Raw genomic sequence first — 18,133 nt, forward strand, 5'->3', positions numbered from 1 at the left:
ACAATCAGTCCTTTCCAAAAAATATATAGAGGAGTGGCAATGAGTAGTTTTGAAGCGACTAAAAAACGCCTAAAAAACATCCATGGCCGAATGCCGGAGTTTCCAGAGGAGCTAATGCGCTTGCTGCGCATGACCTACCACATCCAGAAAAGGATGAAGGATTTGAGCAACGCCGCGCTACGCAAATATGAGCTGGTCGACGCCAGCTACATGGTGCTGGCGGTGCTTTACGGTTCGGACAACGAGACCTCGACCGCGTCAACGCTGGGCGAGGCATGCATGGAGAAGCCGGCCAACCTGACGCGCGTGTGCAATGACCTGGAGTCGCAAGGTCTGATCACCCGCGGCAACCGGCCCGGCGACCGCCGCTGCGTGATGATCTCGCTGACGGACGAAGGCCGCGCACTGGCCGAGAAGGTGCTGCCGGAAGTATGCGGCACCACCACCCGCGCCTACGATGGCTATAGCGCGGAAGAAGTAAAACAACTGGAAGCGCTGCTGAAACGGCAGCTGGATAATTTAGAAGCAATCACCTAGACCCCAACCCATGAACAGCTCTCCCGCCGCCTCTCCTCCTTCGGACCACAGCGCGGCGCGGAGAGCCTTCACCTGGGTGCGCGCGGAAACCGCCGACTGGCTGCGCACCGAAGGCGAACGCTGGATCTACGTCGTGCGCGCCATGCTGGCCGCCTTCTCCGCCTTGTGGCTGGCGTTCCGTCTCGGCCTCGACTCACCCTTCACCGCCCTTGCCACCACCATCGTTCTGGCGCTGCCCAGCAGCGGCATGGTGCTGGAAAAAGCCCTGCACCGTTTTCTCGGCACGCTGGTCGGCTGTGCCGCCGCCTTGACGCTGGTGGCGCTGTTCCCGCAATCGCCCACCGTGTTGTTCCTCGGCTTGGCGCTGTGGGTGGCCTTGTGCACCGGCGGCGCGGCCATGCACCGCAACCAGCAGTCGTACAGCTTTGTGCTGGCCGGGTACACGGCGGTGATGATCGCCGTGCCGTCGGTCGACGCGCCGTCGGGCGTGTTCATGCTGGCGGTGACGCGCGTGACGGAGGTTTGCCTCGGCATCCTCTGCTCGGCGGTGGTGCATGACGTGATCTTCCCGCGCCGCCATTCGCGCGCGGTGATGCGCACCGTGCAGGCGCGCTACACCGGCTTTATCGACTTTTGCCGCCAGGTGCTGGCGCACCGCATCACGCCGGCGGACGCCGAATTAAACCACCTGAAGTTCGCCGCCGATATCGCCGCGCTGGAATCGGGCCGCGCCGCCGCCTTCTTTGAGACCGGCCATTCGCGCTCGCAAACGCGCCAGCTGCACGCCTTCAATGCGGCCTTCATGACGGCGCTGACCACCTTCTACACGCTGCACCGCCTGAGCCATCGCCTGCGCATGGCCGGCGATGGCCCGGTGCTGGCGCTGGTGGCGCCGATGTACGCGCACCTGGCGCAGACGCTGGACGAGGAACTGAGCGCGGCGCGGCTGGCGCAAATGCGCACCACGCTGACCAGCGATATCGCCATCGCCCGCGCGCAGTTGGCGTCCGGGCCGGCGGTGACGCGCGCGCAGCAGATCGACTTCGACACGGCGGTCGAGCTGCTGGAACGCTTCGCCAGCAACCTGGCCGATTTCGCCGCGCTGTATCAAGGCCTGGCGCAGCAGAAGCGCCAGCAGGTCAGCGATCCCGGCGCCTACTCGCCGAAGACGCCGCCCGCCATCGTCGCCGCCAGCGGTTTCCGCGCCGGTGCCACGCTGCTGGTGACGGCCGCCATGTGGTACTGGCTGGCGTGGCCGGGCATGGTCAACGCGGTTCTGATGGCGACGATTTTCTGCGCGCTGGCGTCGTCGTCGCCGCGCCCGACAGCGATGGTGCAACAGGTGCTGATCGGCTTCCTGCTGGCCATTCCACTCGACTTCATCACCGAATTTTTCATGGTGGCCAAGTCGGACAGCTTCTTTCCGATGATGCTGGCGGCGCTGCCGCTGTTCGCGTTCGCCGCCTACCTGAGCAGCGGTCAGCGCTGGGCCGGCGTCGGCATCGGCATCGGCATGTTCTCGGCGACGCTGGTGGTGCCGGCCAATATGATGCGCTACGACGTCGAGTCCTTCGTCGGCAGCGAGCTGTCGCTGATCATGGGCGTGGTGGTGTCCTATCTGATGTTCAAGGTGGTGCTGCCGGAGCACACCATGGGCCATCGCGGCCACGTCGCCGCCGCGCTGTGGCGCGAGGCGCAGAATGCGTGCGGCAAGGGGCTGTATCGCCTGAAGCGCCGCTTCGACAACCGCGTGCGCGACCTGCTCAGCCAATTGAACGCCGCCGCCGGCCCGGCGCCCAACGCCGAAACCCGCGCCGTGGTGCGTCAGGGCCTGACCTTGCTGGAACTGGGCCACGCCGTGATCGAACTGCGGCAGTTGATCGCCGCTTCGCACGCCGGCGACGCGCGCGACAGCCTGCAAGTGGTGCTGCGCGAGCTGGCCGCTTATCTGCACGCGCCGTCGCGCACCAGCGGCGAGGCGGCGCTGCAGGCGATTCTTCAAGCCGGCAGCTCGCTGCGCGCCGCGCTGCCGGACGCGCAGCACGAACGCCGCGCGCGCCTGAACATGGCGCTGACCGATCTACATTCCATCTATACGTCCTTGCTGGACCAGCTTTCAACAGGAGAACCGCGTGTTTCAACATCTGCCCCGTGAAATCGTTTTTTTCGGCGTGCTGCTGCCCGGCGTGCTGCCGGTGTTTGTGCTCAGCGGGCTGCTGCAACTGGCGCTGGACGCGGTGCTGAGTCACATCGGCGCCTATCGCGGCAGCTGGCACCCGGCGCTGGTGCGCCTGTGCATGTTCGTCTGCATCTTCAGCGCCCTGCTGGTCACCCTGTATCAATAATCTACTCTTTGAAAGTCTTCTGTGAGCGCATCTAAAATTTTTCGCTTTTGTCTGACCATGCTGTTGGTGGCGGCGGCCTTGTGGATGGGCCGTTCCGCCTGGGACCACTACATGGAATCGGCGTGGACCCGCGACGGCCGCGTCAAGGCCGACGTCATCACCATCAGCACCGACGTCGCGGGCACCGTCACCGAGGTGCTGGTGCAAGATAACCAGTTGGTGCAAAAAGGCGATGTGCTGTTCGTGGTCGACAAGGCGCGCTACGAAAACGCGCTGGCGCAGAGCAAGGCGCTGCTGGCGTCGCAGCAGGTGGAAAAAGGCCGCCGCGCGCACGAAGCCCAGCGCCGCGCGGGCCTCGACGACGCCATCGTCTCCGCCGAAAGCAAGGAGACCGCGCAGGCGGCGGTGGGCACCGCCTCGGCACAGTACCAGGCCGCCGTCGCCGCGCGGGATCTGGCGGAGCTGAACCTGCAACGCACCGTGGTGCGCGCGCCGGTCACCGGCTACGTCACCAATCTAAACGTGCATCCGGGCGACTTCGCCGCCGTCGGCACGGCCAAGCTGGCGCTGATCGACGCGTCGTCATTCTACGTGGTCGGCTATTTTGAAGAGACCAAGCTGCCGCTGCTGAAGGTGAACGATAAAGTGGAAGTGCACATGATGAGCGGCGCGGCACGGCTGCAAGGCCACATTGAAAGCATCGCCCACGGCATCACCGACCGCGATGCGAACCTGGGCCGCGAGCTGCTGGCCGATGTCAATCCAACCTTCAACTGGGTGCGGCTGGCGCAGCGCGTGCCGGTGCGCATCCACATCGACGACAAGCCGAAGAATCTTGATCTGGTGGCCGGCACCACCTGCACGGTAGTCATCCATGGATAGCAACCTGGTACGCCTGTTCCTCGACGCCGCGCAGCTCGGCAGCTTTTCGGCCGCCGGTCGCAAGCAAGGCATGTCGCCGGCGGCGGCCAGCGCCAGCATCCAGCGGCTGGAAGCGTCGTTGCAGGTCAAGCTGTTCGAGCGCACCACGCGCCAGCTGCGGCTGACCGGGGAAGGTACGCTGTATCGCCATTTCAGCGAACAGGCGATGGCGCTGATGGCGGAGGCGGAATCCAGTCTGCACGCCGGCACCGGCATTGTGCGCGGCATGGTGAAGATCTCGGCCCCGTCGGACCTGGGCCGCAACGTACTGATGCCGATGCTGGACGCCTTCCGCCTGCGACACCCGGAGGTGCAGTACGCGCTGACGCTGAGCGACAACACTGCCAACATGGTACAGGACGATATCGATCTGGCACTGCGCTACGGCCAACTGGCGGACAGTGAAATGGTGGCGCGTGTGCTGGCCCCAAGCCGGCGCGTGGTGTGCGCAGCGCCGTCGCTGATCACGCAGACCGGCGGCCCGGCGCTGCCGCAAGACCTGGCGGATCTGCCGACCCTGGTGCTGGTGACGGCGCTCGGCCCGATGCAGGACTGGCGCTACTGCAGCAACGACAACGCCGACGAACGCCTGTCGGTGCGGGTGCGCCGCACGCAGCAGAGCAACGATGGTGAAATCATCCGCAAGTGGGCCATCGCCGGCCAGGGCTACGCCTACAAATCGATTCTGGATATCTCGGACGACCTGCGCTGCGGGCGGCTGGCGACGGTGCTGGACGAATACTTCACCGACAGCGCGCCGCTGAATATCCTTTACCACCGCAACCGTTATCAGCCGCCGCGCATCGCGCTGCTTATTGCGTTTTTGATGGAGCGCTTTGCGGACCTGGCGTGATGCCCATCTGCCGCAGCAGCGTCAGGTTGTCTTCCAGGTGCCAGTTCTCGGCGATGCGGCCGTTCGCCACGCGATACAGGTCGAAGGCCTGGAAATCGATGGTCTGGCCTTTGCCCCGCACCTCGCCAAACTTGCCGGTGAAGTGGCCGCTGAAATGCAGGCGCACCGACACCATATCGCCATTCGGCACAATGTGCGTGGCCTCGGCTTTCAGGTCCGGCACGGCGGCGCGGAAGCCTTTGGACGCTTGCAGCGGGCCGTTGACACCTTGCTCGCGGCCCGCCGGCAAGGTGCGGTCGACGAAGTCTGGCGCCAGTGCTTGCTGCGCCAGCGCGGGATCGCCGGTGTTCCAGAACGCCGCATAGGTGCGAGCGGCGTCGGTGACAGGATCGGCGTGGACGGCGCCGGCGGCCAGCAGGCTTGCGACGACAAGTGCTTTCATGATGCTTCCTTTCGTGGAGTGGATGGCGCCATTCTGCACGCGCGCCGGCCGGCTGAGAATCAGGCAGGTGCTTGAAGCACCTTCAATCCACGCTTGAAGATCGGCTGGAGACCGCGCTGGGAGCGCCGGCCGGGCCGCAAGCCTAGCGCGCGCCGCCGGCGTCGATGATGGCGCCGCTGACGTAGGAGGATTGTTCGCCGAGCAGCCACAGAATGGTCTCGGCGATTTCCTCCGGCTGGCCACCGCGCCCCAGCGGCACGGTGGACGCCAGCTTGCTCACGCGATCAGGATCGCCGCCACTGGCGTGGATCTCGGTGTAGACGATCCCCGGCCGCACGCAGTTGACGCGAATACCTTCCGGACCCAGTTCTTTCGACAAGCCCAATGTCATCACATCGATCGCGCCCTTGCTGGCGGCGTAATCGACGTACACATTGCCGGCGCCGTGCCGCGACGCGCCGGAAGCGACGTTGACGATGCCGCCGCCCTGGCCGCCCCGCGAAGTCGCCATGCGCTTGATCGCTTCGCGCGCGCACAGGAAGTAGCTCAGGATGTTGGTGTTGAACACCCGCTGCAGCCGCGCGGCGGACATGTCGACCAGCTTGCCCTGCTGTTCCAGCACGCCGACATTGTTGACCAGCGCCGTCAGCGGGCCCAGTTGCGCATCGATGGTGGCGAACAAGCGCAGCACATCCGCCTCGACGCCAACGTCGGCCTGCACGGCGATCGCCTGGCCGCCCTCGCCCGCGATCTGCGCGCGCAGCTTGTCGGCGGCGGCGGCGTTGCTGTGATAGTTGATGCAGACGGCGTAGCCGCGACGACTGGCCATCAACGCCGTCGCAGCGCCGATGCCCCGGCTGCTGCCGGTCACTAAAAGCACTTGCTTCATCGCTTACTTCTCAGGGCTGAGATGGGACATGGCGTAGGTCAGATGCTGCCACCAGTGGTCGCGCGACTGCACGCTGCGCAAGCATTGCTTGTCCAGTTCAGTCTTGAACACCGGATCGCGGCACTGCTTGCTGATCAGCGCATTGCGCTGGTTCTCGGCATTGATCAGCGCGATCGACATCCAGAAAATCACGCCCATGAACACAATCACCAGGCTCCACGCCAGGTGATTGATGTAGGACCATTCAAACAAGGTCTCCAGCGCCGGCGAGGACTCCTTGTAAATCTTCATCACTTGGCCTTCGGCCTCTTCGCGATCGTTACGTGGGAATTTCATTTTCTTATCCGTCCTTCCTTGATGACTGCTTGAAGCAGATTAGCACTTTTTTTCGTCCCTGGCCTGGTGATTAAGCCGGCTTTAAGGGCGGCGCCGGCGCGCCGTCTCCAGCGTCTCGCACAGCACGGCCACGCCGTCGGCGATGCGCGGCGTGGCACGAACCAACAGTTCGCTGTCGAGCATGAACAGATTGTCACGCTGGACCGCCAGCAAGCCTTTGTACTGCTTCCAGATATGGATGCCGGACTGGCCGTCATGCTGCTCGCCGCCGATGATGGCTTCCGGATTTTCCTGCAACACGGCTTCGGTGCTGACCGACGGCGCGGTCACTTTCAGGCCGGCGAAGATATTGCGGCCACCGCAGACGCGCAGCGCGTCGCTGACGATATGCTCTCCGTTGAGGGTGAACAGCGGCTTTTCCCAGATCTGATAGAACACCCGCACCGGCGGGCGCTTGGCATAGCTGTTGGTCAGTTTGACGATTTTCTGGCGGTAATCACGCGCGGCGGCTTGGGCGGCGGCGTCTGTGCCCAGCAACTGACCGAGGCGCGTCAGGCTGGTGGCGACATCGTCGAGCTTTTTCGGCTCGCTGTAAAAGATCGGGATGCCGAGGCTTTTCAGTTGCGCCAGCTGACGCTCGGTATTCCCGGTCTGCCATACCACCAGCAGGTCCGGGCGCAGCGCCAGCAAGCGCTCCATGTCGATCTGCGCGTTGCTGCCGATGACCGGGATGCGCTTGGCCGCTTCCGGATAATCGCTGTAGTTCATGGCGCCGACCACGCGCTCGCCGCCGCCCGCAGCGAACAGCAGTTCGGTGATGTGCGGCGCGGTCGAGATCACGCGCTGCGCCGGCTTGGCCAGCGTGACGCGGTTGCCCGCGTCATCCTGCACGGTGATGGCGGCGTGCGCGGCGCCGCCCATCAGCGCCAGCATCAGGCATACGGCGGCGCGCATCAGAACTCGTAGCGCGCCGACAGTTTCAACTGGCGGCCGTTAGATGGGTAGATGCCGGCCTTGCAGCCGAAGGCCTGCGAGAAGTAGTTTTTGTCCGCCAGGTTCTGACCGGACAACGCCCACTCCCATTGACCGAACTGGCGCGCATAGCGTGCGTCCAGCGTGGTGTAAGACGGCATCTGGCCGGAGCAGCTGTTATCGAAGTCCGAGCCATAGCGCTGCCGGCCGACCCACTGCGCGCCGACGTCGGCGCTCTGACCTTCACCGGTCCAGCTCAGGCGCGCGCTCAGCGTGTCGTTCGGCACCAGCACCATCTGCTTGCCGTCGTTGACGCCGGCGCGGAATTTGGCCTGCACGTGCTGGTAGTGGGCACCGACCGCCCATGCGGCGTTGATGCGCTGTTCAGCGTCCACTTCAAAGCCCTGGCGGCGGGTCGGATCCAGATTGGTATTGGCGCCATAGAGGACTACGGTGGGATCGAAGAAGATTTCGTTGGTCAGGCTGCTGCGGAACAGGCGCGCGGTGATCTTCCGCGCGGCATTGGCATAACTCACACCCAGTTCCGCGTCATGCGACTGCTGCGGGGCCAGCGGCTGGTTGAGGACCGGCGTCGCGGCATTGTCATCGGCGTTCGCCACGCGATAACTCTGACCCAACTTGCCGAACACGGTCACGGCGGGCAGCGGCTGGTAGCTGGCCTGCAGTTCCCATGCGTTCAGCGCCTGCTTGATCTGGTAAAGCTCGGCGCCGGCATAATACAGCGGGTCGACATAGTCCTTGTCGAAGATTTCGCGACGGACGCCGACCGAGACGCGGCCGTCGTGCGCAGGGTCGAAGCGCAGCTCGTCGCGCAGATAGAGCGCTTTCGATTTCTGCTCGGCGTCGGCGGCGGAATAGCCGGCGGTGGTGGTGCGTTCCCATTTGGTAAAGTCGATACCGGCCACCAGTTCATTGACCATGCCGCCGATGGCGCCCAGCTTGCGCACGCGCGGCGAGAACTGCCACTGCTTGCTGTCGTAGGTGGCGGCCGACGGGACACCGTCGTCGAAGTAGGTCGCGCCCACCGTCTTCTTGCGGTACGACAGATCGGCGGCGAGGTCGTGGCCGAGCAGACGGTATTGGCCAAACACGGTCAGGCGGTCGCTGTCGAGCGAGCCGTGATCGTCGGGCGTCAGCGTCTGGCGCGGATTGGCGTTGTACTGCGCCTCGGTCAGCGCGCCCGGCAGGCGTGAATCCTGGCGCGCGCCCTCGTAGCGAAAACCAACGCGGTCGAACTGATTGGCATACCACTGCGCGCCGCCGCTGAACTGCGTCTGCTTGAATGCATTGTTATCGCGGTAGTTGTCGGTGCGCTGACGGCCCAGGGTGGCGTCGGCCGCGAAACCCTCCCACGCCTGCGCGCCCGATACGCGCACCTCGCCGGTGTTGAACTGGCCGCCCTCGACGAACACGCTGCCACGGCTGCGGTACTGGTCCGCGCGCTTGGTGACGATATTGATCACGCCCGCCGTCGCGCCGTCGCCATACAGAACGCTGGCGCCGCCGCGCAAAATCTCGATGCGCTCCACGGTGTCGATCGGGATGGTCGACAACACCGGATTGCTCAACTCATTTTCAGAGCGGCGCACGCCATCGACCACGATCACCATATTCTGGCTGCTGTTGGTGCCGAAGCCACGCAGGTCCAGGCTGAAATCCGGGCTGCCGTCCAGGCTTTGGCGGCCGTAGACGCCACCGATCTTGCGGATCGCCGCGTTGACATCGCTGACGCCGGCGCGGCGAATCTCATCGGCGCTGATGATGGTGGCGCCGATCGGCGCCAGCGACGGCTCGGCATCGAAGCGCGCGCCGGTCACGACCACGGTGGACGCTTCTTGCGCCACGGCGTTCAGGCAAACAGAGACGGCGGCGGCCAGCAGACAAGGACGAATCATGATGAAATGGGGCGATATTGAAGGAGCCGGCATTATACGCCCGGCAAGATCATTCAGTTTTTGGATAGGATCGATCTATATTTTCAGCATTGATTGCGCCGCGCCGCGTCCCTATATTGCAGTATGAAAGGAATCGCCATGACACTACCCACCTATTTTCTCTCCCACGGCGGCGGCCCCTGGCCCTTCATGATGGACCAGGTTGGCCATCTGTACGCCAGGCTGGATGCCTCGTTGCGCGACCTGCCGCGCCAGATCGGCGTCACGCCGAAGGCGCTGCTGGTGATCACCGCACACTGGGAGGGGCGCGACTTCATGCTGTCCTCGTCGCCGAAGCCGCCGATGATTTACGACTACGGCGGCTTCCCGCCGCACACCTACACGGTGCAGTACCCGGCCCCCGGCGCGCCCGCGCTGGCGGCGCAAGTCCAACACATGCTGGAAGCCGGCGGCCACCGCGCGCTACTGGACGACCAGCGCGGCTTCGACCACGGCACCTTCAGCGCGCTGTACCCGGTGTACCCGAACGCCGACGTGCCGATCGTCCAACTGTCGCTGAAATCCGGCCTCGATCCGCGCGAGCACCTGGAAGCGGGCCGCCTGCTGGCGCCGTTGCGCGACCAGGGCGTGCTGATCATCGGCAGCGGCCTGAGCTACCACAACCTGCGCGCCTTCAACGCCGCCGGCGCCGCCGCCTCGCACGCCTTCGACGCCTGGCTGCGCGCGACAATGGCGCTGCCGCCTGAGCAGCGCACCGCCCGGCTGATGCAGTGGGAACAAGCGCCGGCGGCGCGCATGGCGCACCCGCGCGAAGAGCATCTGCTGCCGCTGATGGTGGCGCTGGGCGCGGCCGAGCAGGACGCCGCGACGGTGCCGTATCACGAAGACGCCTTCATGGGCGCCCTCGCCGTCAGCAGCTTCCGCCTCGGGTGAAAATCGGGTGTCAGGTGCCGCGTTTGCCGTTGGCGGCGGCGCGGGCTTTTTCGGCGGCGATGGCGGCTTTCTCGGCGGCTTTTTCGGCCATCTCGGCGGCGTGCCGTTCCAGCCGCTCACGGCGCGTGTCCGGCGTCTCCAGCGAGATGCGGCCGAGGATGCCGCTACGGTAGTCGCCGAGGAAGGTGTGGGCGGCTTTTTCGTAGTCGAGGTCGCCGCCCTTCTGGCGGAAGCCGCGCTTCAGGCCGACGCCTTCGACCACGCCGATGGCGTCGAAGCTTGCGATGTCCTTGAAGCCGTAGCGCGCCACCAGCAAGTCCGGGTAGTGCAGCAGCAGCTCACCGGCCAGGAATTCGGCCACCTCTTCTTCGATCAGCGCGTTCGAGCCGATGGCGTGGCTGGCGGCCAGCATCAGGCCATCGCTTGGCAGGGCGATCTTCGGCCACAGCATGCCGGGGGTGTCGACCAGCACGGTGTTCTTGTCCAGGTAGAGTTTTTGCTGCTGCTTGGTCACCGCCGGCTCGTCGCCGACTTTCGCCACGCGCTTTTTCAGCAGCGCGTTCATCAGCGTCGATTTGCCGACGTTGGGGATGCCCATGATCATGATGCGCAGCGGCTTGGTCGGCACGCCGCGATGCGGCGCCAGCTGCTTGGCCAGCTCCGGGATGCGGGCGACGTCGGCCGGCTTCTTGGTGGTCATCGCATACGCGGTCACGCCTTCCTGGGCGTTGTAATAGGCGCTCCAGGCGGCCGTGGCGGCCGGGTCGGCCAGATCGATCTTGTTGAGGATCTTCAGGCATGGACGCTGGCGGAACTTGCGCAGCTCCTCCACCATCGGGTTGGTGCTGGCCTCGGGCAGGCGGGCGTCGACCACTTCGATCACCAGATCGGTGTTCTCCATCTGCTCGGCCGCCTTCTTGCGCGCGGCGTTCATATGCCCCGGGTACCATTGTATCGACATGCTGTGACCTTCAAAAACGTTCTGACAACCCGCTATTTTACCTGCTAACGGGGCCGGTATTCGTTTATCATGGGGCGCTTTCCCTGGCTAATTATATAAACAATAACTTACACAACAACTCCGGAGTGCTGAAGATGAGCATAGCTGCACCGTCCAATCCGCGCGAAATCACGCTGCGCGGGATTATTCTGGGCATTCTGATTACGCTGGTATTCACCGCCGCCCAGGTCTATCTGGGCCTGAAGGTCGGCCTGACGTTCGCCACCTCGATCCCGGCGGCGGTGATTTCGATGGCGCTGCTGAGCGCGTTCAAGGATGCCACCATCCAGGAAAACAACATCGTCCAGACCATCGCCTCGGCGGCCGGCACGCTGGCGTCGGTGATTTTCGTCCTGCCCGGCCTGCTGATGATCGGCTGGTGGGCGCATGTGCCCTTCTGGCCGACCTTCGGCGCCTGCGCCATCGGCGGCGTGCTGGGCGTGATGTACACGGTGCCGCTGCGGCGCGCGCTGGTGTCGCAGTCGTCGCTGCCGTATCCGGAGGGCGTGGCCGCCGCCGAGGTGCTGAAGGTCGGCATGGCCTCGCGCGAAGGCGCGGCCGAGGGCAAGGCCGGCCTGCGCGCGGTGATCTGGGGCGGCCTGACCTCGGCCGGCTTCGCCGCGCTGGCGGCCGCCAAGCTGATGGCCGCCGAGGTGGCGATCTTCTTCCGCACCGGCGCCGGCGCCACCGGCATCGGCGCGTCGAGCTCGCTGGCGCTGATCGGCGCCGGCCACCTGATGGGCATCACGGTCGGCATCGCCATGCTGGTCGGCCTGCTCATCGCCTGGGGCATCCTGGTGCCGCTGATGACCAGCATGGCGCCGGTCGCCGCCGGCATGGCGGTGGCCGATCAGGCGCTGAGCATCTGGTCGAAAGAGGTGCGCATGATGGGCGCCGGCGTGATCGGCATCGCCGCCATCGTCACGCTGGCCGGCCTGGCCAAGCCGATCCTGGGCGGCCTGAAGTCGGCCATGGACACCGCGCGCAAGGCCAAGCTGGAAGGCGCGGCGCTGGACCGCACCGAACTCGATATCCCGATCTTCATCGTCGGCCTGGTGACGCTGATCTCGCTGGTTCCGGCCGGCTGGCTGCTGGCCAGCTTCCTGCAAGGCGGCCCGCTGGCGACGCTGGCGGTGCCGCTGGTGGCGGTCGGCGTCGGCTACATCCTGATCGCCGGCATCTTCGCGGCGGCGGTGTGCGGCTATATGGCCGGCCTGATCGGCTCGTCGAACTCGCCGGTGTCCGGCATCGCCATCCTGACCATCCTCGGTGCCGCGCTGAGCGTCGGCTTCGTCGGCCGCAGCGTCATGGGCCCGGAAGTGGCGCAGGCGCTGATCGCCTTCGCGCTGTTCGTCACCACCGTGGTGCTGGCGGTGGCGGTGATCGGCAACGATAACCTGCAGGACTTGAAAACCGGCCAGCTGGTCAACGCCACCCCGTGGAAACAGCAGGTCGGCCTGCTGATCGGCGTGGCCGCCGGTTCCTGCGTGGTGCCGCCGGTGCTGGAGCTGCTCAATCACGCCAACGGTTTCGTCGGCGCGCCGAATCTCGATTCGATCTCCGACCAGCCGCTGGCGGCGCCGCAGGCGCTGCTGATCTCGACGCTGGCCAAGGGCGCCATCGGCGGCAACCTGCCGTGGAAGCTGCTGGGCATCGGCGTGCTGATCGGCCTGGGCCTGGTGCTGATCAACTTCGCGCTGAAGAAGGCCAGCAACGACAAGTACTCGCTGCCGCCGCTGGGCGTGGGCCTGGCGATCTACCTGCCGAGCGCGGTGATCACGCCGGTGGTCATCGGCGCCGTCGCCGGCTGGCTGTTCGAGCGCGCGATGGCGAAGAAGGCCGGCGGCGAGTCGGCCAAGCGCATCGGCGTGCTGGTGATGTCCGGCTTCATCGTCGGCGAGAGCCTGTTCAACGTCGCGCTGGCCGGCATGATCGTGCTGTCAGGCAAGGGCGAGCCGCTGGCGATCGCCAACGGCATGGGCGAAGGCACGACCATGCTGATCGCGCTGCTGGTGGGCGCGGCCATCGTCTCCGGACTGTACCGCTGGTCGGCGCGTAACGGCGCCAGCGTGCAGGGCCAAAACAAATAGACAAAAAAGCAAGTCGCCTCTATGATTGCTTCATCGCAACCATAGAGGCTATATGACACCCTTCCTTCTGCCCTGGCTGTTCGCCGCGCTGACCTGCGCCGCCCAGGCCACCGCCGCCCCCGCCGTCAAGAATTTTTTCGAAACGCCCCAGGTTTCCCAGGTCGAGCTGTCGCCCAAGGGCGGTTACGTCGCCGCCGTGCTGTCGCTGGCCGACGGCGGCAGCCTGCTGGCGGTGCGCAGCACCGAGGACAACAGCAAGTTCGAAGGCATCTTCAAAGCCTCGGCCGACCAGATGATCAACGACATTCACTGGATCAATGAAAAACGGCTTGGCATCACCCTCAAGAACCTGCTGATCGAGTTCCGCGGCAATCTGGAGGAAATCGCGATCGACCGCGACGGCAGCGAGCTGACCCACCTGATCACCGGCAACTGGGCCCACCGCCAGGATAGCACCGGCAGCAATATCCGCTCGCAGAAGCTGACCGCCGACTATGTGTACTCGGCCGCCACGCGCGACGGCTCGGACGATATCCTGGTCGAGCACTACAGCTGGAACAATCTCGACCGTGCGCCGGAGCAGTCGCGGATGTACCGCCTGAACACCCGCAGCCGCCAGTTGCGCCCGGCGGTGGAGGGCGCGCAGCCGCCGGCCGTCAAGGATTGGTTGGTCGACGCCTACGGCCAGGCGCGCATCGTGCTTTCGCAGCAGAACGGCCGCTGCGTCTATTCCTATCGCCGCGCCAACGACACCACGTGGCAGCAGCTCGACAGCAGCGACTGCTACACCGACCGCCGCTTCGCGCCGCAATTCTTCGACGGCGACGACACGCTGTACGTGAGCGCCGCCTACCAGGGTTACGGCGCGCTGTACCGCTACGACCTGAAAACGCTGAAAATGGACGCCGAGCCGGTCGTCTCGATGCCGGGCTTCGACTACGCCGGCAAACCGGTGATCGACTACGCCAGCCATCGTCTGATGGGCGTGCACCTGTACGGCGACGCCGGCACCACCTGGTGGCTCAATCCGCAACTAAAGGCGGAACAGGCCAGGATTGACGCGCTGCTGCCAGGCACCACCAACACCATCCGCTGCGCCGACGAATGCCTGCAGGGGCCGGTGCTGCTGGTGGCGGTGGACTCGGACCGCCAGCCGACCACCTATGTGCTGTACCAGCGCGCCAGCGGCAAACTGCTGGCGCTGGGCTCGACCCACCCGGACATCCAGCCCAAGGAGATGGGCTTGCGCGACTTCTACCGCTACACCGCGCGCGACGGCCGCCAGATTCCGGCCTACGTGACGCTGCCGCCGGGTGCGGCGAGCGGCCCGCGCCCGGCGGTGGTGCTGGTGCACGGCGGGCCGTATGTGCGCGGAGCCTTCTGGAACTGGAACCCCCAGGCGCAGTTCCTGGCCTCGCGCGGCTACGTGGTGATCCAGCCGGAGTTCCGCGGCAGCACCGGTTATGGCTATGCCCACTTCAAGGCCGGCCTGAAGCAATGGGGCCTGAGCATGCAGGACGACCTGGCCGATGCCGCGCTGTGGGCGGTCAAGCAGGGCTGGGCCGATCCCAAGCGCATCGGCATCATGGGCGCCAGCTACGGCGGCTACGCCACGCTGATGGGACTGATCAAGGACCCGCAGATTTTCCGCGCCGGCGTCGAGTGGGCCGGCGTCACCGACATCACGCTGATGTTCAACACGCCGTACTCGGACGCCTCGCAAGAGACGCTGAACTACAGCCTGCCGGCACTGATCGGCGATCCGGAGCAGGACGCCGATCAGTTCCGCCAGACCTCGCCGCTGCTGCGCGCCGCCGAGCTCAAACAGCCACTGCTGATGGCGCACGGGCTGGAAGACATCCGCGTGCCGCTGGTCCACGCCAGCCGCTTCCGCGACGCGGTGCGCGCCAATAACAAAAATGTGGAATACCTGACCTATGACGAGGGCCACGGCTGGCGCCACGAGCAGAGTCGCCTCGACTTCTGGACCCGGGTCGAGACCTTCCTCGATCTACACCTGAAACAGGCGCGCTAGCCGCGCTCCTGCGCCGGCGCGGCCGGTGCGGCTGCAACGGGCGACGGTCGGCGGCGCATGATGGACTTTCACCTTTGCTGGAGGTCCGTCAGGCGTGCACGCGCCTATCACTCGGCCCACGAGGTCAAAGTCGACACGGTTCCCGACCCGATCCTGCGGCACGCCGACGACATCATCCTGCGCGTCAGCGCCACCGCCATCTGCGGCTCGGATCTGCATCTGTACCGCGGCAAGGTGCCGGGGCGGATGTCCGGCGACATCCGCGGCCATGAATTCATGGGCGAAGTGGTGGAGACCGGGTGGTGGTGCCGTGCGTGATCGCCTGCGGCCGCTGCCACTTCTGCGAGCGCCAGCGGTAAGCGGCGTGCGAGACCACCAATCCCGACCGCGGCACCATCCTCAACAAGAAAACGCTGCGCTCCGGCGCGGCGATGTTCGGCTACACCCAGCACTACGGCGGCGTGCCGGGCGGCCAGGCCGAGTATGTGCGCGTGCTTCGGCGCCGGCCCGGTCGGCCAGATGGCGGCGGCGTGCGCGCGCATGCTGGGGGTCGAGACGCTGTTCATGGTCGACCATGTCGACTACCGGCTGGCGTTCGCGCATGACGCCCACGGCGCCATTCCGATCAACTTCGACCAGGCCGACGCGGCCGAGACAATCATCAGCCACACCGGCAACCGCGGCGTCGACGCGGTGATCGACGCGGTCGGCTTCGAGGCCGAGGGCAGCGCGCTGGAGACGGCGCTGACCACGCTCAAGCTGGCGGGCAGCAGCGGCGCCGCGCTGCGCCAGTGCATCGCGGCGGTGCGGCGCGGCGGCACGGTCAGCGTGCCCGGCGTGTACGCCGGCGTCCTCCACGGCTTCCTGTTCGGCGACGCCTTCGAGAAGGGCATCCGCATCGTCGGCGGCCAGACGCATGTGCAGCGCTACATGCCGGCGCTGCTCGAACGCATCTGGGAAGGCAGGCTGACGCCGCAGGCGATCATTTCGCACCGGCGGCCGGGGGTGACGGCCTAAAGCTCGGCCAGCGCCTTGAGATGGGCCACCACGCTGCGGCCCAGCGCCGACAGGTTGTAGCCGCCTTCGAGGCAGCTGACGATGCGCCCTTGCGCGTAGGCGCGGGCGACATCCATGATCTGCGCGGTGATCCAGGCGTAGTCGGCCTCGACCAGGCCCATGCCGCCGATGTCGTCCTCGCGGTGGGCGTCGAAGCCGGCCGAGATGAAGATCATTTCCGGCTTGAACGCGTGCAGCGCCGGCAGCCACTGCTCGGTGACGATCTGACGCACCACGTCGCCCTTGGTGTGGGCCGGCACCGGCACGTTGACCAGGTGGGCGTCGACCGGGCGCGGCGCGGTGTACGGGTACAGCGGGTGCTGGTAGAAACTGACCATCAGTGCGCGCGGCTCGTCGAGGAAGGCTTCCTCGGTGCCGTTGCCGTGGTGGACGTCGAAGTCGACGATGGCCACCCGCGCCAGCCCGCGCACGTCGAGCGCGTGCTTGGCCGCCACCGCCACGTTGTTGAACAGGCAGAAGCCCATCGGCTCGATCGGCCGCGCGTGGTGGCCGGGCGGGCGCACCGCGCAGAAGGCGTTGGCGATCTCGCCGTCAAGCACGGCGTTGGTCGCGGCCACGGCGGCGCCGGCGGCGCGCTGGGCGGCGCGCCAGCTCCAGGCGTTGAGCGCGGTGTCGCTGTCGAGCGGGTAGGTGTCGCCCTCGGCCGGCACATTGTCGCGCACGATGGCGATGGCGTTCTGGCTGTGGTTGCGTTCGAGGTCGCCGATGTCGACCAGCGGCGCGGCGCGGTGTTCCAGCAGATCGTTGATGTGCGAGGCGATCAACTGGTCGGCGATGGCCTGCAGGCGCGCCGGTGATTCGGGATGCCAGTCGCCCATGTCGTGACGCTGGCAATCGGGATGGCTGTAGATGGCGGTGGTCATATTTTTTTAGCTGCTGCGAGCTATTTCTCGCATAGAATCCCCTCAGACGCTAATCTACCATACATATCATGAGCACAAAATTGCACGCCGCCGCACGCCAGATCGGCGAGATCGTCGTCGGCAAGGAGTTGCAGATCCGCCAGGCGCTGACCTGCCTGCTGGCCGGCGGCCACCTGCTGATCGAGGATGTGCCGGGCGTGGGCAAGACCACGCTGGCGCACGCGCTGGCCATTTCGCTGGGCCTGCGCTACAACCGCATCCAGTTCACCAGCGATCTGCTGCCGGCCGATGTCAACGGCATTGCGATTTACGCGCGCGAGACCAACAGCTTTGTGTTCCATCCGGGGCCGGTGTTCACCCAGGTGCTGCTGGCCGACGAGATCAACCGGGCGACGCCGAAGACGCAGTCCGGCCTGCTGGAGGCGATGGAGGAGCGCCAGGTCAGCGCCGACGGCGTGACGCACCCGCTGCCGCAGCCGTTCTTTGTCATCGCCACGCAGAATCCGGCGCACCAGGTCGGCACGTTCCCGCTGCCGGAGTCGCAGCTGGACCGTTTTCTGATGTGCTTGTCGCTGGGTTATCCGGACGCGGCGGCCGAGCGCGCGCTACTGATGGGCGAGGACCGGCGCACGCTGCTCAAGACGCTGCCGGCGGCGATGACGGCCGAGGAACTGGCGCAGGCGCAGCAGGATCTGCGGCGGGTCCACGCGTCGGCGGCGCTGATTGACTACGTGCAGGCGCTGGCGGCGGCGTCGCGCCAGCACGGCCTGTTCGCCGACGGCCTGAGTCCGCGCGCGGCGCTGGCGCTGTTGCAGGCGGCGCGCGCCTGGGCGGCGCTGGAGGGACGCGACCATGTGCTGCCGGAGGATGTGCAGGCGGTGCTGGCGCCGGTGTGCGCGCACCGCCTGCGCCCGGCCCACGGCG

18 protein-coding genes are annotated in these 18,133 nt (G+C 66.1%); 11 read left to right on the plus strand and 7 right to left on the minus strand.

What is annotated here, in order from left to right; genetic code table 11:
- Positions 1-39 precede the first annotated feature (39 nt).
- The 5 genes from GTP44_RS18990 to GTP44_RS19010 are packed head-to-tail and all read left to right on the plus strand — an operon-like array spanning position 40 to position 4,656.
- Positions 40-537, plus strand: coding sequence for a MarR family winged helix-turn-helix transcriptional regulator (locus tag GTP44_RS18990; RefSeq protein WP_160991813.1), 498 nt, complete (start codon positions 40-42; stop codon positions 535-537).
- Positions 538-547: 10 nt separating this feature from the next.
- Positions 548-2,692 (plus strand): FUSC family protein, encoded by a 2,145-nt coding sequence (locus GTP44_RS18995; RefSeq protein WP_160991812.1) that lies wholly within the window; start codon positions 548-550, stop codon positions 2,690-2,692.
- Complete coding sequence (locus tag GTP44_RS19000; RefSeq protein ID WP_371867270.1) at positions 2,670-2,882, plus strand: DUF1656 domain-containing protein; 213 nt, start codon at positions 2,670-2,672, stop codon at positions 2,880-2,882. The genes GTP44_RS18995 and GTP44_RS19000 overlap by 23 nt, the downstream gene beginning before the upstream one ends.
- 21 nt (positions 2,883-2,903) lie before the next feature.
- Entirely contained in the window at positions 2,904-3,764 is an 861-nt protein-coding gene (locus GTP44_RS19005; RefSeq protein ID WP_160991811.1) for an efflux RND transporter periplasmic adaptor subunit, read from the plus strand.
- Positions 3,757-4,656: a LysR family transcriptional regulator gene (locus GTP44_RS19010; protein ID WP_161020657.1), complete on the plus strand. Its 900-nt coding sequence runs from the start codon at positions 3,757-3,759 to the stop codon at positions 4,654-4,656. Before GTP44_RS19005 ends, GTP44_RS19010 begins: the two co-directional genes overlap by 8 nt.
- Here GTP44_RS19010 and GTP44_RS19015 read toward each other — a convergent pair.
- The 5 genes from GTP44_RS19015 to GTP44_RS19035 all read right to left on the minus strand — a co-directional run bounded on the left by GTP44_RS19015 (position 4,616) and on the right by GTP44_RS19035 (position 9,211).
- Positions 4,616-5,098 (minus strand): ester cyclase, encoded by a 483-nt coding sequence (locus GTP44_RS19015; RefSeq protein WP_160991809.1) that lies wholly within the window; start codon positions 5,096-5,098, stop codon positions 4,616-4,618. The two genes, GTP44_RS19010 and GTP44_RS19015, sit on opposite strands and share 41 nt — an antisense overlap.
- Positions 5,099-5,240: 142 nt before the next feature.
- The gene (locus tag GTP44_RS19020) at positions 5,241-5,987 is read right to left on the minus strand and encodes an SDR family oxidoreductase (protein ID WP_160991808.1); all 747 of its coding nucleotides are present in this window, start codon (positions 5,985-5,987) and stop codon (positions 5,241-5,243) included.
- A gap of 3 nt (positions 5,988-5,990) precedes the next feature.
- Positions 5,991-6,323 carry a hypothetical protein gene (locus GTP44_RS19025; RefSeq protein ID WP_160991807.1) on the minus strand — a complete coding sequence of 111 codons (333 nt, stop codon included), beginning with the start codon at positions 6,321-6,323 and terminating at the stop codon, positions 5,991-5,993.
- 81 nt (positions 6,324-6,404) lie between these two features.
- On the minus strand, positions 6,405-7,277 hold the full coding sequence (locus GTP44_RS19030) for a cobalamin-binding protein (RefSeq protein ID WP_160991806.1): 873 nt from the start codon (positions 7,275-7,277) through the stop codon (positions 6,405-6,407).
- Entirely contained in the window at positions 7,277-9,211 is a 1,935-nt protein-coding gene (locus tag GTP44_RS19035; protein WP_161020658.1) for a TonB-dependent receptor, read from the minus strand. The genes GTP44_RS19030 and GTP44_RS19035 overlap by 1 nt, the downstream gene beginning before the upstream one ends.
- Positions 9,212-9,349: 138 nt before the next feature.
- Between GTP44_RS19035 and GTP44_RS19040 the strand changes: the two genes are divergently transcribed.
- Positions 9,350-10,144: a DODA-type extradiol aromatic ring-opening family dioxygenase gene (locus tag GTP44_RS19040; RefSeq protein ID WP_161020659.1), complete on the plus strand. Its 795-nt coding sequence runs from the start codon at positions 9,350-9,352 to the stop codon at positions 10,142-10,144.
- A 10-nt stretch (positions 10,145-10,154) separates the two neighbouring features.
- On the opposite strand, the gene ylqF is transcribed toward GTP44_RS19040, so the two are convergent.
- Complete coding sequence (ylqF, locus tag GTP44_RS19045) at positions 10,155-11,105, minus strand: ribosome biogenesis GTPase YlqF (RefSeq protein WP_161020660.1); 951 nt, start codon at positions 11,103-11,105, stop codon at positions 10,155-10,157.
- 134 nt (positions 11,106-11,239) lie between these two features.
- Here ylqF and GTP44_RS19050 point away from each other — a divergent pair, with 134 nt between their 5' ends.
- The 4 genes from GTP44_RS19050 to GTP44_RS28415 all read left to right on the plus strand — a co-directional run bounded on the left by GTP44_RS19050 (position 11,240) and on the right by GTP44_RS28415 (position 16,286).
- Positions 11,240-13,234, plus strand: coding sequence for an OPT family oligopeptide transporter (locus GTP44_RS19050; protein ID WP_161020661.1), 1,995 nt, complete (start codon positions 11,240-11,242; stop codon positions 13,232-13,234).
- A 52-nt stretch (positions 13,235-13,286) separates the two neighbouring features.
- A complete protein-coding gene (locus GTP44_RS19055) occupies positions 13,287-15,269 on the plus strand; it encodes an alpha/beta hydrolase family protein (protein WP_161020662.1) in 1,983 nt (660 codons plus the stop codon).
- A 57-nt stretch (positions 15,270-15,326) separates the two neighbouring features.
- Complete coding sequence (locus GTP44_RS28410) at positions 15,327-15,587, plus strand: alcohol dehydrogenase catalytic domain-containing protein (protein ID WP_229256980.1); 261 nt, start codon at positions 15,327-15,329, stop codon at positions 15,585-15,587.
- 165 nt (positions 15,588-15,752) lie between these two features.
- Positions 15,753-16,286, plus strand: coding sequence for a zinc-binding dehydrogenase (locus GTP44_RS28415; RefSeq protein WP_229256981.1), 534 nt, complete (start codon positions 15,753-15,755; stop codon positions 16,284-16,286).
- On the opposite strand, the gene GTP44_RS19065 is transcribed toward GTP44_RS28415, so the two are convergent.
- Positions 16,283-17,209: a histone deacetylase family protein gene (locus GTP44_RS19065; protein ID WP_161020663.1), complete on the minus strand. Its 927-nt coding sequence runs from the start codon at positions 17,207-17,209 to the stop codon at positions 16,283-16,285. The genes GTP44_RS28415 and GTP44_RS19065 overlap by 4 nt on opposite strands.
- Before the next feature lie 68 nt (positions 17,210-17,277).
- On the opposite strand from GTP44_RS19065, the gene GTP44_RS19070 reads away from it, so the two are divergent.
- On the plus strand, positions 17,278-18,133 hold an 856-nt coding region (locus GTP44_RS19070), incomplete at its 3' end, for an AAA family ATPase (RefSeq protein WP_161020664.1).

Source organism: Duganella lactea (genome assembly GCF_009857505.1).
Classification (GTDB): domain Bacteria; phylum Pseudomonadota; class Gammaproteobacteria; order Burkholderiales; family Burkholderiaceae_D; genus Rugamonas; species Rugamonas lactea.

Coding starts and splice junctions, on each gene's coding strand:
- GTP44_RS18990 (WP_160991813.1), top strand. CDS start 40: ATGAGTAGTTTTGAAGCGACTAAAAAACGCCTAAAAAACATCCATGGC.
- GTP44_RS18995 (WP_160991812.1), top strand. CDS start 548: ATGAACAGCTCTCCCGCCGCCTCTCCTCCTTCGGACCACAGCGCGGCG.
- GTP44_RS19010 (WP_161020657.1), top strand. CDS start 3,757: ATGGATAGCAACCTGGTACGCCTGTTCCTCGACGCCGCGCAGCTCGGC.
- GTP44_RS19015 (WP_160991809.1), bottom strand. CDS start 5,098: ATGAAAGCACTTGTCGTCGCAAGCCTGCTGGCCGCCGGCGCCGTCCAC.
- GTP44_RS19020 (WP_160991808.1), bottom strand. CDS start 5,987: ATGAAGCAAGTGCTTTTAGTGACCGGCAGCAGCCGGGGCATCGGCGCT.
- GTP44_RS19025 (WP_160991807.1), bottom strand. CDS start 6,323: ATGAAATTCCCACGTAACGATCGCGAAGAGGCCGAAGGCCAAGTGATG.
- GTP44_RS19030 (WP_160991806.1), bottom strand. CDS start 7,277: ATGCGCGCCGCCGTATGCCTGATGCTGGCGCTGATGGGCGGCGCCGCG.
- GTP44_RS19035 (WP_161020658.1), bottom strand. CDS start 9,211: ATGATTCGTCCTTGTCTGCTGGCCGCCGCCGTCTCTGTTTGCCTGAAC.
- GTP44_RS19040 (WP_161020659.1), top strand. CDS start 9,350: ATGACACTACCCACCTATTTTCTCTCCCACGGCGGCGGCCCCTGGCCC.
- ylqF (WP_161020660.1), bottom strand. CDS start 11,105: ATGTCGATACAATGGTACCCGGGGCATATGAACGCCGCGCGCAAGAAG.
- GTP44_RS19050 (WP_161020661.1), top strand. CDS start 11,240: ATGAGCATAGCTGCACCGTCCAATCCGCGCGAAATCACGCTGCGCGGG.
- GTP44_RS19055 (WP_161020662.1), top strand. CDS start 13,287: ATGACACCCTTCCTTCTGCCCTGGCTGTTCGCCGCGCTGACCTGCGCC.
- GTP44_RS28410 (WP_229256980.1), top strand. CDS start 15,327: ATGATGGACTTTCACCTTTGCTGGAGGTCCGTCAGGCGTGCACGCGCC.
- GTP44_RS28415 (WP_229256981.1), top strand. CDS start 15,753: ATGTGCGCGTGCTTCGGCGCCGGCCCGGTCGGCCAGATGGCGGCGGCG.
- GTP44_RS19065 (WP_161020663.1), bottom strand. CDS start 17,209: ATGACCACCGCCATCTACAGCCATCCCGATTGCCAGCGTCACGACATG.